We start from the raw sequence: 12,788 nt of genomic DNA, 5'->3' as shown, positions 1-12,788 counted from the left end.
GGGTATGGTGCCTGTACTGCAACGCAAGAACCGCCCCGTGCGGGGCTCCTGCGGAGCAGCCTTGTACAGACCTCATTGAAATGACGGAAACAAAACCATGTCCGGTAAGGTGAACATCGCCATTCTTGGGGCCTCGGGCTACACCGGGGCTGAACTCGTGCGGATGCTGTGGACCCACCCACAGGCCCGCATTGTTGCGATGACCGCCGACCGACGCGCCGGGCAACCTATCGGCGCGGTGTTTCCGCAACTGGGCGGACTGGACCTGCCGGATCTGGTGACCATCAACGATGTGGACTGGAGCGGCGTTGATGTCTGCTTCTGCGCCCTGCCGCACGGCACCACGCAAGAAGTGATTGCCGGTCTGCCGACCCATGTCAAAGTCGTTGACCTGTCCGCCGATTTCCGTCTGGCCGACCCGGAAACCTATGCGCAGTGGTACGGCCACCCGCATCAGGCGGTCGAGCTGCAAAAGGAAGCGGTCTACGGCCTGACCGAAATCGCCCGCGCACAGGTCGCCGCCGCCCGCGTGGTCGCCAACCCCGGCTGCTATCCGACCGCCGCCCAATTGCCGCTGATCCCGCTGCTGGACCAGAAACTGGTGCAGGATCAGGACATCATCATTGATGCCAAATCCGGGGTGTCGGGTGCCGGTCGCGCCGCTAAGGAAGGCTCGCTGTTCTGCGAAGTCACCGAAGGCATCCACGCCTACAGCGTCGCCAGCCACCGCCATGCGCCGGAAATCGAACAGGGCCTCAGCCAGGCCGCCGGTCATCCGGTGATGGTCAACTTCACCCCGCACCTGATGCCGATGAGCCGGGGCATTCTGGCCTCGATCTACGTCAAGATGGCCGAGGGTGTCACTGCCGAAGACCTGCACACCGCCCTGAGCAGCCGTTATGCCGACGAGCCGTTCGTCCGCGTGCTGCCGTTCAAGACCGCTCCGCAGACCCGCCATGTGCGCGGTTCCAACTTTGTCCAGATCGGCGTGTTCCCCGACCGCGTGCCGGGCCGCGCCATCGTCCTGTCGGCGATTGACAATCTGATCAAGGGGGCCTCGGGTCAGGCCATCCAGAACATGAACGTCATGCTCGGCCTGCCGGAAACGATGGGCCTGCAAAACCTCGCCCTGTTCCCGTAAGTTCTTTTGGTTTCAGGAGGATCCTGCCATGCCGAACCCGATCATTCTCCCCTGGCGCGGTGTTGAACCAGCCATTGCAGACACCGCCTTTGTCGCGCCCGGGGCTGCGGTGATCGGTGACGTCGAAATCGGTGCAGGGTCCTCCATCTGGTTTGGCTGCGTGGTGCGCGGCGATGTGCATGAAATCCGCATCGGCGAACGCAGCAACATTCAGGATGGCACCGTCATCCATGTCAGCAAGGGCAAGTTCGGCACCTACATCGGCGACGACGTGCTGGTCGGGCATGGCTGCGTCATCCACGCCTGCACGCTGGAAAGCGGCTCGTTTGTCGGCATGGGGGCAACCGTTCTGGATGGTGCGGTGGTCGAAAGCGGCGGCATGCTGGCCGCTGGCGCCACCCTCACCCCCGGCAAACGCCTGCCGCGCGGCGAGCTGTGGGCCGGTGCCCCGGCCAAAAAGCTGCGTGACCTGAGCGAAGACGAAATGGCCGGCTTCATCCGCCAGTGCGCGGGCTATGCCGAGCTGGCCGAAGAATACAAGACACAGCTGATCATCGGCACCATGCGGTAATAGCTCTGCCGGCCTTTCCTTCTCACAGATTTCAAAGAGCCTGCCCGACCCCCTCAAGGTCAGGCAGGCTTTGTTTTTTTCACATCCCGGGAAACGCTGGCCCCTGTCGCCGAACGGCTCTATGGCCGTACGCCATTCCCTCCAGACACAAGCAATCAACAGTTGATGGAATAGACTTTATAACCATTCATCATCATCTTCCCAGTATGATAAACAGACGTTCGTACTAAAAATATCACCCTCTCCTCCTCCTGAAGCACCACCCGTGCTGCCTCCCGGAACAGGCTCCTTTTTCCCTGCCGACATTGAAAACCCCCCGTGGCAATCCCCATCAAAGGAGAGCGCCCCCTGATCGTACACATCCAGAGTGCGATCTCCCCGTGGCTCGCACTCCTCGCATGATCCTCCAGCATTCTGACTGACAAGAGGCCCCGATGACCCTCCGTCTGAAGCCCCGCCTGATCACAGCCTTCCTGCTCGTCAGCCTGCTCCCGCTGGCCATTCAATCGATCCTGATGCTCCGCGAATCTGGCAACAAAATGGAAGCGCAAGTTCTGGCGCAACTGGTTGCCGTCCGGGCCAACAAGGAAAAGCAGATTGAGCACTTCTTTCAGGAACGTCAGGGTGACATCGTAACCCTGAGCGAAGCGGTAGAGCGTCTGGATGTCCACGACACGGACTCCATCAGTCAGGATGATGAGGCATTCTTCAAAGACTATGTTAAAACAAAGAAGTATTATGATTTGTTCCTGATCAAACCGGACGGAACCATTTTCTATACGGTTGCCAAAGAAAAAGACCTCAACAGCAACATCATTTCCGGGGCCTATGCCCAAAGCAATTTTGGCGCCCTCATTCGCTCGATCCGCGACAGCAAGACCGTTGCCATGGGCGACTTTGCCACCTATGCGCCATCCAATGGCGATGCCGCGGCCTTTATCGCCGCCCCGATCCTGAACAACGGGCAAATCGAGCTGTACGTCGGCCTGCAACTGTCCATCGACAGCATCAATACCCTGATGCAACAGCGTGACGGCATGGGACAGAGCGGAGAAACCTATCTGGTCGGCCCGGACAAACTGATGCGGTCGGACAGCCTGCTCGATCCGAAAAACCACTCGGTGCTGGCCAGCTTCCGCAACCCCACCCTTGGCAGCATCGACACCGAAAGCAGCCGTCAGGCGTTGCAGGGAAACAAGGGAACCTTCACCCTGAAAGATTACACCGGCAACGAAGTCCTCTCGGCCTATGCCCCGGTTTCCATCATGGGACATCGCTGGGCGGTGATCGCTGAAATCGACACCGAGGAAGCCTTCAGTGCCATTACCACCCTGCGCACCCTGTCCCTGTTGTTAACGCTGGCCGCAGCGGCCATCACCGCCCTCATCGGCTTTTTGCTGGCCCGGTCGCTTGCAAACCCCATTCTTGCCATGACCAACACGATGGAAATCCTTGCCCATGGCAATCACCACATCACCGTGCCATCGCTGGATCGCCGCGATGAACTGGGGGAAATGGCACAGGCCGTACAGGTGTTCAAAACCAATGCCCAAGCCGTTGAACGACTGACCGCCGAACAGGAAGCGCTGAAAAGGCAGGCCGAAGAACAACGCCATGCGGCGATGATGCAACTGGCCGACGAATTTGAAAGCAGCGTACAAGGGGTGGTCAATCAGGTGGCGGCGGCCTCGACCGAAATGCAGGGAACCGCGCAAGCGATGTCTGCCGTGGCCGAGCAGACCAGCCGACAGGCCACCGCCGTGGCCGCGGCGGCGGGCGATGCCTCGGAAAACGTCCAGACCGTGGCCTCGGCCACCGAGGAACTGACGGCTTCGATCAGCGAAATCACCCGTCAGGCCGGTGAAGCCTCGACCGTCACCCGTCAGGCGGTCGGACAGGCTCAGCAGACCGATACGATCATGAAGGGTCTGGCCGTCAATACCCAGCGCATCGGTGAGGTGGTCGACCTGATTTCCGATATCGCCAATCAGACCAACCTGCTGGCCCTGAATGCCACCATCGAAGCCGCCCGGGCAGGTGACGCCGGCAAGGGCTTTGCGGTTGTCGCCAGTGCCGTGCAACAGCTTGCGACACAAACCGCCCGCGCCACCGACGAAATTCGCCAGAAAATCCACGACGTGCAGGACGCAACGGGTGAAGCCGTGCATGCCATTGAAAGAATCGTCGATACCATCCGCCACATCTCGGCCATTTCTGCGGCGATTGCCAACACGGTCGAGGAGCAAAGCCACGCCACCCACGACATCGCCCGCAGTGTTGAACAGGCGTCACAGGCGACGCAAACCGTCTCCAGCAACATCGACGGCGTAGAAGACGCCGCCGGAGAAACCGGCCACGCCGCCCATCAGGTGCTGGATGCCACCCGTGAACTGTCGCGGCAGGCCGAACACCTGCGCAGCGAAGTCAGCCATTTTATCGCCCGCGTTCGGACACGCTGACCGGCCGGAACAGGACAGCCCCAATCAGGGCTGTCCGAAAGCCCGGTCATGGCGCAGGCTGGGCACCTTGCCACGCGCCACATCAACCGCAGTCAGGTCAATATCGACCACCGACACTCCAACCTCGGTTCCGGCATCGGCAATCACTTCGCCCCACGGGGCAACGACCAGCGCATGACCATAGGTCTCGCGGTTGTTGAGATGGGTGCCGGTCTGGGCCGAGGAAATCATCCAGCAACCGGTCTCGATCGCCCGCGCCCGTTGCAGCACATGCCAATGGGCCGCGCCGGTCTGGCGGGTAAAGGCCGCCGGAGCGGTCAGGACATCCGCCCCCGCCTGAGCCAAAGTGCGGAACAGGTGCGGAAAGCGGATGTCATAGCACACCGCCAGCCCCATCCGGCACCACGGCAGATCAACCACTACCGCCTGTTCACCCGGCTGAAAAGTGGCTGATTCGCGATAGCTTTCACCGTTGCCCAGATCGACATCGAACATGTGGATCTTGTCGTAACGGGCGGCAATCCCGCCGTCACTGTCCAGCACATAGGTCCGGTTGGCCACCATGCCATTGGGCAACAACACCGCCAGCGTGCCACAATGCAGCCAGACCGACAGCTCTTCCGCCATCTGCCGGAACGCCGCCAAAGCCGGATGATCGGCTTCGGGGGCAGCCTTGGCGATGATGTTGGTCCGTCCCCATTCCATCATCGCCACGTTTTCCGGCATGAACAGCATCTGCGCGCCCTGATCACAGGCACGCCGGACCAACGTACGGGCGGTATCAATATTGGCCTGCATGTCATTCAGGGCGTTGACCTGCAGAACTCCGGCGCGGAATCCGCCGCGTGCCTGTTCAGTCATGATGATCAGCCCTGCAACAACGGGTCCAGGCCGCCAGCGGCATCAAGGGCGTACAGGTCATCACAGCCACCGATATGGCGGTCATCGATGAAAATCTGCGGCACGGTATGACGGCGGGCGCGCTTTTCCATCACATCCCGCAACTGCGGCTCGGCGGCAACGTTTATAATGTCATAGGTCACGCCCTTGCGGTCCAGCAAAGCGCGCGCCCGCTGGCAGTACGGGCAGGTGGGGGTCATGAACATTTCGATATGAGCCATATCGCTATCCTCTGTTTTGTTTTTGCTAACGATCTTTTTTTATAACGCTTCTTATCAGGAAGCCCTATCGGGAAATTAAAGTGTCATGCGTCAGAGACATGACCCTGAAATGCAGTCAGGCAGCCATCGTTGCATGGCTGCCTGACTGCATTTCACAATCACCCTCCGGGATACCCGGCAAGACTGCTTACTTCGGGGTTTCAGCCAACTGCTGCGCGGCGGGCAACGCCGGCTTCAGGCCATAGGCGGCGGCAGTCATCGCCTGCTCGCTCACATCACGCGGGCCAATGGCGGTCACCGGCAGAGCCTCGTTGCTGTAGATGATGTCCATCCCGCTGGGCGTATTGACGGTTTTGATAACGCGGTAGGCGACCAGCGGCGAACCTGCCTTGCCATCATCGGGCTGGTGATCACCGGCGCTCTCGGCCTGAGCGGCAGAGATACCGACAACGGCCAGAGAGGCAGACAACAGGGCAGCGGACAGGAAACGGCTGTACTTGGTCATGGTAGAAAGTCCTTGCATTTCATGAGGGTGCATTCCCCCTCCGCAATGGACAGGGCAATGAACCGATATTTCTTTCTTGGGGGGCAGTGCGGTGGCTTTACGAAGCCCACCATCGGCAGATGAAGTTCAGCGCCAGAGTTTAGTTCGGGTTGGCGGCCAGCTGCTGCGAAACATGCGGAGCAGCCTTCAGGCCATAATCGGCAGCATTCAGAGCCTGTTCGTTCGCATCACGCGGGCCGATGGCCGCCACCGGCAGAGTTTCCTTGCTGTAGGTGACTGCAACCCCGTTGGCGATATTGGTGGTACTGATCACCCGGTGCGCCACCAGCGGCGAGCCCATCTGACCATCATCGGGCTGGTGATCACCAGCGCTCCCGGCCTGAGCAGCAGAGGCACCGGCAACGGCCAGAGAGGCAGACAACAGGGCGGCGGACAGGAAACGGCTGTAGTTGGTCATGATAGAAAGTCCTTACATCTCAGAAGGGTGCATCACCCCTCCGCAGTGGACAGGGCCATGAACCGGTATTTTTTTTGGGGGGGGTGTTGGTGGCTTTACAAAGCCCACCATCGGTAACAGGTACTCTGCGTCAGGCTTAGTTCGGGTTTGCAGCCAACTGCGGTGCAACAGTCCGGGTCGCCTTCAGGCCATAATCCGCAGCATTCAAAGCCTGTTCGTTCGCATCACGCGGACCGATGGCCGCCACCGGCAGAGTTTCCTTGCTGTAGGTAACGGCAACGCCGTTGGCGATATTGGTGGTGCTGATCACCCGGTGCGCCACCAGCGGCGAGCCCATCTGGCCGTCATCGGGCTGATGATCACCAGCGCTCGCGGCCTGAGCGGCAGAGGCACCCACAACGGCCAGCGAGGCAGACAGCAGGGCGGCGGACAGAAGACGGCTATACTTGGTCATATCCTGAAATCCTTGATCAGGCTCCGGCAGATCAGAGAGCGAGAGCACTGGAGTTTGTTGAGCCGCGGATCGACGAGGGCGCTTGCTGTTGGCTGGTTGCGTCGGCTCGTCAGCGGCTGATGAAGCCAACTTACAAAACGATACGTTCCGTTTCAATATATTTTTTCTAAGCCATCTGTGCCATACTCTGATCCAGCCCGTTTTCGGTAATGTGCTGCGATGGCGTTCGGCCCCCAAAGGCGGTACGCTGACATCGCAGAGTTCGAAGCAGTGAGCGCAAGGTTTTCCGGTTTTGCGCTCACTGCAGCACGTCAAGGCATTAGACCTGTGTTCGTTGGATCTCACGCAGGCACAATGCTCTAAAGGAGGAGACCGTGATCCACGACACCCCCTGTCGCACTCAGGGACGCCCCCGTTGCGAGGAGACTACTAAAGCCATTCTTGCGGCGACTCGTAAACTGTTTGAGCGTTCAAATCTCCGTGACATGACCATCGAGGCCATCGCCAGGGAGGCCGGCGTCGGCAAGGCGACCATTTACCGTTGGTGGAAAACCAAGAACGAACTGGTCCTTGATGCCTGCTTCGAGGACTTGCAGCCCCGGCTGGATTACGGCACCACCGGTAGCCCGGCCTGCATCATTGCCGAGCAAGTCAAGCGCGTCGTCGAGGCCTATCGCGGCCCCAGCGGGCGGATGGTTGCCCAACTGCTGGCCGAAGCGCAGTATGACCCGGCGGTGTCAAGGTCGTTCACCGAGGCCTACCTGTCCCGGCGGTGCTGTACGCTGCACACTCTGCTCGCCCAGTGCGGCATCACCTGCGAAGCCGAACAGGATGCGGTGGCGGAACAAATTTACAGCCCGATCTTTTTCCGTCTGATCATGGGGAATGCCCCACTGGACGAAGCCTTTGCCAAAAGCGTCCAGACCTTTGTCATTCAACGCCTGAACGCCGTCCAACCGGCCAGGGCTCCCGGCTGTTGATCACGGGGCCTCGCCTCGGGGCCTGCTCTCGTCATGGTGCAACACCGCACGCGCCACCGTCAGGACGCTGACCGCCTGCGCCCCGGCATCCAGCAGGCAGCGCGTGCATTCCTCAACGGTTGCCCCGGTGGTCAACACGTCATCGACCAGCAGCACCCGCCGCCCGGCCAGCCTTTGCGGTTTCCGCACCGCAAAGGCCTGCCTGACGTTGGCGAGGCGCTGGGTTCGCGCTCCCTGATGGTGGTCAAACTCGCCCTGACTGCGAGTCCAGCGGGTGCGATAGAGCAGATCGGGCAGGTAAACCCCCGGCCCCAACCGGCGGGCCAGCAGGGCGGCCTGATTATAGCGGCGCAGGAACAGCCGCCGCCAATGCAGTGGAACAGGCACAATCAGGTCGCTGTCTTCCAGCAAATCCCGCCCACAGCGCGCCAGCCAGCGGGCCAGCACGGGAGCCAGGTCACTGCGGTCCCCATGCTTGAGGCGCAGGATCAGCGAGCGGCTGTCCTGATCATAGACAAAGACGCTGCGCGCCCGCTGATACAGCGGCGGATGGTCCAGACAGGTCGGGCAGCACCCCGCACGCTGGCCGGTCGGCAACAGCGTGCCACAGCGGTCACACAGCCCGTCGACCAGAAAGCGCACCCCCGCAAAGCAAGCGGGGCACAGACCTCCATCGCCGGACACCTCGACGCCACACATCGCGCAACGGGGGGGCAGCACCAGATCACACAGCAGCCGGGCAACGGCAGGCAGCACGGTTCGCGTCCCCTTTTCCAGCGCCCCCTGATTTACGGATGGTTTTTCCCGGGGCAAAGCTGAGATAGTCTGCAAGCCAGCCCCGTTGAGCGCAACAGGGCTTTCCAACCTGACCCTGCGGTGCCATATATCAGCCCATGTCTGACGTAATGAAGATTTTCGACCGCGCCACCGTGCGCCGTCACCGTGACCGCGCCGCACCCGGCCTGGATCACTACGGGTTCCTGTTTGCCGAAGTCGCCGAACGACTGGCAGAGCGGGTGGATGATGTTTTGCGCGATTTTCCGCTGGTCCTTGACCTCGGCAGCCACGGCGGCGACCTCGCCCGCCTGCTGCCCGGTCGCAAGGGCATCAGCACGGTGATCTCCTGCGACCTGTCCGAAGCGATGGTGGCGCAGGCCCCCGGCGCAGCGGTGGTCTGCGACGAAGAGTTCCTGCCGATTGCGCCGAACAGCGTCGATCTGGTGGTGTCGAACCTGTCGCTGCACTGGGTCAACGATTTGCCCGGGGCCCTGCTGCAAGCCCGCGCTGCCCTGAAGCCCGATGGCTTCTTTCTCGCCGCCCTGTTCGGAGGCGAGACGCTGAAGGAACTGCGCGACAGCCTCGCCGCCGCTGAAATCGAGCTGGAAGGCGGCCTCAGCCCGCGCGTCTCGCCGTTCGTTGACGTGCGCGATGCCGGAGCCCTGCTGTCCCGCGCCGGGTTCTCGATGCCGGTGGTTGACACCGAAACCATCACCGTCACCTACGAACATCCCTTAAAGCTGATGAACGATCTGCGCGGCATGGGGGAATCCAACGCCGTACATGAACGGCGCAAGGGCCTCAGCCGGCGCGAAACCCTGCTGACCGCGGTGGAAAACTACCTCGACACCCACGCCGACGACGAAGGCCGGGTGCCTGCCACCTTCCAGATTGTCTGGCTGGCCGGGTGGGCACCGCATGACAGCCAGCCGCAGCCCAAGGCTCCGGGCAGCGCCACCGTCAGTCTGGCCGACGTGCTGGGGACGCACCCGCCGTCCTGCAGTTCGTAAGCGGAGGCCGTCGGATGGACTTTTCCGCTCCCCTGCTGAAGGGCACCCTGATCAAGCGCTACAAACGCTTCCTCGCCGATGTGACGCTGGATGATGGCTCGGTGGTGACCGCCCACACCGCCAACTCCGGCTCGATGCTCGGCTGTTGCACGCCCGGCAGCGAGGTCTGGCTCAGCCCGGCCAACAACCCGGAGCGCAAGCTGAAGTTCACCTGGGAACTGGTGCGGGTTGGCGACGAGCTGGTCGGCATCAACACCAGCCACCCCAACGCGCTGGCCGCCGAAGCCATCCTCAGCGGGGCGATCCCCGAGCTGGCGGGCTATGCCACCCTGAAACGGGAAGTCAAATACGGCAAGAACAGCCGCATTGACGTGTTCCTGACCGCCCCCGACCGGCCCGACTGCTATGTCGAGGTCAAGAACACCACCCTGTTCCGCCCCGATGGCGATAACCAGCAGGTGGCGCTGTTCCCCGATGCGGTGACCGAACGCGGGACCAAGCATCTGGGCGAACTGAGCGAGATGGTGCGGGCTGGCAAGCGGGCGGTGATGCTGTACATGGTCCAGCGCAGCGCCGCCGGTCTCAGCCGCTTTGCGGTGGCCGAAGACATCGACCCCACCTATGCCGCCGCCCTGCGTGACGCGCTGGCGGTCGGTGTCGAGGCCCTGTGTTATACCTGTTCGGTCACGCCAGAGCGACTTGAGGTTGCCACTCCCCTCCCCATTCGCCTTTAATGTAGCCCTGATTTTCCAGATAACGAGTGTCCTGATGAGCCGTACCGCCCGCAACCGTGAACGCATCCCCCAGCATGGGCCGGACGGCTTTGCCGCCATGCGCAAGGCCGGGCAGGCCGCCGCCGAGCTGCTGGATTTCCTGATCCCGCATGTACAACCCGGTGTCACCACCAGCGAGATCGACGATCTGGCGGTGCAGTGGGCCAGGGAACGGGGGTTTACCCACGGCCCGTTCGGCTATCATGGCTATCCGCGCTCGCTGTGCATTTCGATCAACCATGTGGTCTGCCACGGCATCCCCGGCGACAAGAAATTCGTCGAAGGCGATATTGCCAACCTCGACGTTACCCCGATTGTCGATGGCTGGTATGGCGACAGCAGCCGGATGGTGTGCGTCGGCAAGCCCGGCGTCAAGGCCGCCAAACTGGTCGAAGTCACCTATGAGTGCCTGATGCGCGCCATCGACATCGTGCGCCCCGGCGTGCGACTGGGTGATATCGGCCACGTCATCCAGACCATTGCCGAAAGCCATCGCTATTCGGTGGTGGAAGATTTCTGCGGCCATGGCATCGGCACCATTTTCCACTGCGCCCCGACGGTGATGCACACCGGCGAAAAGGGCACCGGCGACGTGCTGGACGAAGGCATGATCTTTACCATCGAGCCGATGCTGAACGCCGGTCGCCCGGAAACCAAGATCCTGCCCGATGGCTGGACCGCCGTCACCCGTGACCGGTCGCTGTCAGCCCAGTTCGAGCACACCATTGGCGTGACCGCTGACGGCTGCGAGATTTTCACCCTGTCGCCCAAGGGCTGGCATTGCCCGCCCTATGCCGGGGTTTGATCGCACCGTGATCACCTCCCCCTTTTCCGATTGCTGACGAGACCCCCGATGAGCCTGACTGCCCGTAACGTCCAACGTATCCCCCTGCATGGCCCCGAGGGCTTTGCCGCCATGCGCAAGGCCGGGCAAGCCGGAGCAGAGCTGCTGGACTTCCTGACCCCCTACGTCAAACCCGGTGTCACCACCGGCGAAATCGACGATCTGGCGGTGCAGTGGGCGAAAGAGCGCGGCCTGACCCACGGGCCGTTCGGCTACAAGGGCTATCCGCGCTCGCTGTGCATTTCGATCAACCATGTGGTCTGCCACGGCATCCCCGGCCCGAAAAAGCTGGAAGACGGCGATATCGCCAACATCGACGTCACCCCGATTGTCGATGGCTGGTATGGCGATACCAGCCGGATGTTTCTGGTCGGCAAGCCCAGCGTCAAGGCCCAGAAGCTGGTCGAAGTGACCTATGAATGCCTGATGCGCGCCATCGACATCGTGCGCCCCGGCGTCCGGCTGGGCGATATTGGCCATGTGATCCAGACCTATGCTGAAGCCCAGCGGTTTTCGGTGGTGCGGGATTTCTGCGGCCATGGCGTCGGCACCATTTTCCACTGCCCACCCAGCGTGCTGCACTTTGGCGAGCCCAACACCGGCGACGTGCTGGATGAGGGGATGATCTTCACCATCGAGCCGATGATCAACGCCGGTCGCCCGGAAACCAAAATCCTGCAGGATGGCTGGACTGCCGTTACCCGCGACCGCTCGCTGTCGGCCCAGTTTGAACATGCCATCGGGGTGACCGCTGACGGCTGCGAAATCTTTACCCTGTCGCCCAAGGGCTGGCACTGCCCGCCCTACGACGGCGCCTGACAGCAGAAAACAGGGGGAGTGGATCATGGGGCAGGATGAACAGTGGCTGTTGGCACAACTGGATGCGCTGGCCCGTGACTTTGCCCCCACTCCGGCCGCGGAGACGGGACAGGCTCCGGCAGCAGCGCCCCGCCCTGACGAACCGGCCTCCGAAGACTCCCACTCCCCTGCCGCAAAAAAAGCCGCCGCCGACAAGCCGCACTATCACGGCCACCGCCAGCGTTTGCGGGAAAAGTTCCTCGCCGCCTCGCGCGCCGAGGCGCTCGATACCATCGCCGATTACGAGTTGCTGGAACTGCTGCTGTTTCTCGCCATCCCGCAAAAGGATGTCAAACCGCTGGCCAAGCAGTTGCTGGCCCATTTCGGCAGCCTCGGCGGCGTGCTCACCGCCCGCCCCGAAGCGCTGATGAGCTTTCCCGGCATCAAGGACGGGGTGGTGGTGGCCCTGAAAACCGTGCAGGTCGCCAGCCTGCTGATGGTGCGCGAAGAGGTGATGAACAAGCCGATCCTGTCATCGTGGAACCGGCTGCTGGATTACTGCCATGCCGCGATGGCCCATCGGGACATCGAACAGTTCCGCATCCTGTTCCTCGACAAAAAGAACTGCCTGATCGCCGATGAGCTGCAACAGCGCGGCACCGTTGACCACACCCCGGTCTATCCGCGCGAAGTGGTCAAGCGGGCGCTGGAACTGTCGGCCTGTGCGGTGATTCTGGTCCACAACCACCCGTCGGGCGACCCACAGCCCTCCCCGGCCGACATTGACATGACCCGCCGCATTGCCGAAGCCCTGCGCCACGTCGATATCAGCCTGCACGACCATCTGGTGATCGCCCGCACCGGCTATGCCTCGTTCAAGGCCGACGGGTTGTTGTAA

Annotated in this window: 15 protein-coding genes; 9 read left to right on the top strand and 6 right to left on the bottom strand. The window is 61.9% G+C overall.

Translation table 11 applies throughout. From position 1 onward, the window contains the following. Positions 1 to 97 precede the first annotated feature (97 nt). The 3 genes from argC to BW995_RS09905 all read left to right on the top strand — a co-directional run bounded on the left by argC (position 98) and on the right by BW995_RS09905 (position 4,171). Positions 98 to 1,141 (top strand): N-acetyl-gamma-glutamyl-phosphate reductase, encoded by a 1,044-nt coding sequence (gene argC / locus BW995_RS09920; RefSeq protein WP_076400095.1) that lies wholly within the window; start codon positions 98 to 100, stop codon positions 1,139 to 1,141. Between the two features lie 28 nt (positions 1,142 to 1,169). After that, entirely contained in the window at positions 1,170 to 1,712 is a 543-nt protein-coding gene (locus tag BW995_RS09915) for a gamma carbonic anhydrase family protein (RefSeq protein WP_076400093.1), read from the top strand. A 434-nt stretch (positions 1,713 to 2,146) separates the two neighbouring features. Continuing rightward, complete coding sequence (locus tag BW995_RS09905; RefSeq protein WP_084194732.1) at positions 2,147 to 4,171, top strand: methyl-accepting chemotaxis protein; 2,025 nt, start codon at positions 2,147 to 2,149, stop codon at positions 4,169 to 4,171. 24 nt (positions 4,172 to 4,195) lie between these two features. Here BW995_RS09905 and BW995_RS09900 read toward each other — a convergent pair whose 3' ends face one another. The 5 genes from BW995_RS09900 to BW995_RS09880 all read right to left on the bottom strand — a co-directional run bounded on the left by BW995_RS09900 (position 4,196) and on the right by BW995_RS09880 (position 6,708). Next, a complete protein-coding gene (locus BW995_RS09900; RefSeq protein ID WP_076400091.1) occupies positions 4,196 to 5,032 on the bottom strand; it encodes a carbon-nitrogen hydrolase family protein in 837 nt (278 codons plus the stop codon). A 5-nt stretch (positions 5,033 to 5,037) separates the two neighbouring features. Then, positions 5,038 to 5,292, bottom strand: coding sequence for a glutaredoxin 3 (gene grxC, locus BW995_RS09895; RefSeq protein ID WP_076400089.1), 255 nt, complete (start codon positions 5,290 to 5,292; stop codon positions 5,038 to 5,040). Positions 5,293 to 5,479: 187 nt separating this feature from the next. Continuing rightward, entirely contained in the window at positions 5,480 to 5,797 is a 318-nt protein-coding gene (locus tag BW995_RS09890) for a hypothetical protein (protein WP_076400087.1), read from the bottom strand. Between the two features lie 139 nt (positions 5,798 to 5,936). Beyond that, complete coding sequence (locus tag BW995_RS09885) at positions 5,937 to 6,254, bottom strand: hypothetical protein (RefSeq protein WP_076400085.1); 318 nt, start codon at positions 6,252 to 6,254, stop codon at positions 5,937 to 5,939. A 136-nt stretch (positions 6,255 to 6,390) separates the two neighbouring features. Then, a complete protein-coding gene (locus BW995_RS09880) occupies positions 6,391 to 6,708 on the bottom strand; it encodes a hypothetical protein (protein ID WP_076400083.1) in 318 nt (105 codons plus the stop codon). Positions 6,709 to 7,082: 374 nt separating this feature from the next. On the opposite strand from BW995_RS09880, the gene BW995_RS09875 reads away from it, so the two are divergent. Next, positions 7,083 to 7,688 (top strand): TetR/AcrR family transcriptional regulator, encoded by a 606-nt coding sequence (locus tag BW995_RS09875; protein ID WP_076400081.1) that lies wholly within the window; start codon positions 7,083 to 7,085, stop codon positions 7,686 to 7,688. Here the strand turns inward: BW995_RS09875 and BW995_RS09870 are convergent, their stop codons facing one another. Continuing rightward, positions 7,689 to 8,444 (bottom strand): ComF family protein, encoded by a 756-nt coding sequence (locus BW995_RS09870; protein WP_322099121.1) that lies wholly within the window; start codon positions 8,442 to 8,444, stop codon positions 7,689 to 7,691. Between the two features lie 137 nt (positions 8,445 to 8,581). Here BW995_RS09870 and BW995_RS09865 point away from each other — a divergent pair, with 137 nt between their 5' ends. Genes BW995_RS09865 through radC form a run of 5 tightly spaced genes read left to right on the top strand, consistent with a single transcriptional unit; the run spans position 8,582 to position 12,788 of the window. Then, a complete protein-coding gene (locus tag BW995_RS09865; protein ID WP_076400080.1) occupies positions 8,582 to 9,475 on the top strand; it encodes a methyltransferase domain-containing protein in 894 nt (297 codons plus the stop codon). A 14-nt stretch (positions 9,476 to 9,489) separates the two neighbouring features. After that, positions 9,490 to 10,209, top strand: a complete 720-nt coding sequence (gene sfsA, locus BW995_RS09860) for a DNA/RNA nuclease SfsA (protein WP_076400079.1) — start codon at positions 9,490 to 9,492, stop codon at positions 10,207 to 10,209. 34 nt (positions 10,210 to 10,243) lie between these two features. Then, a complete protein-coding gene (gene map / locus BW995_RS09855; protein ID WP_076400078.1) occupies positions 10,244 to 11,053 on the top strand; it encodes a type I methionyl aminopeptidase in 810 nt (269 codons plus the stop codon). A 48-nt stretch (positions 11,054 to 11,101) separates the two neighbouring features. After that, complete coding sequence (gene map, locus BW995_RS09850; RefSeq protein ID WP_076400076.1) at positions 11,102 to 11,911, top strand: type I methionyl aminopeptidase; 810 nt, start codon at positions 11,102 to 11,104, stop codon at positions 11,909 to 11,911. Positions 11,912 to 11,936: 25 nt separating this feature from the next. Next, the gene (gene radC / locus BW995_RS09845) at positions 11,937 to 12,788 is read left to right on the top strand and encodes a RadC family protein (RefSeq protein WP_139332849.1); all 852 of its coding nucleotides are present in this window, start codon (positions 11,937 to 11,939) and stop codon (positions 12,786 to 12,788) included.

Origin of the sequence: Insolitispirillum peregrinum (genome assembly GCF_900156605.1) — a bacterium.
Classification (GTDB): Bacteria; Pseudomonadota; Alphaproteobacteria; order Rhodospirillales; family Rhodospirillaceae; genus Insolitispirillum; species Insolitispirillum peregrinum.
This window is presented reverse-complemented; position numbering and strand designations above follow the sequence as displayed.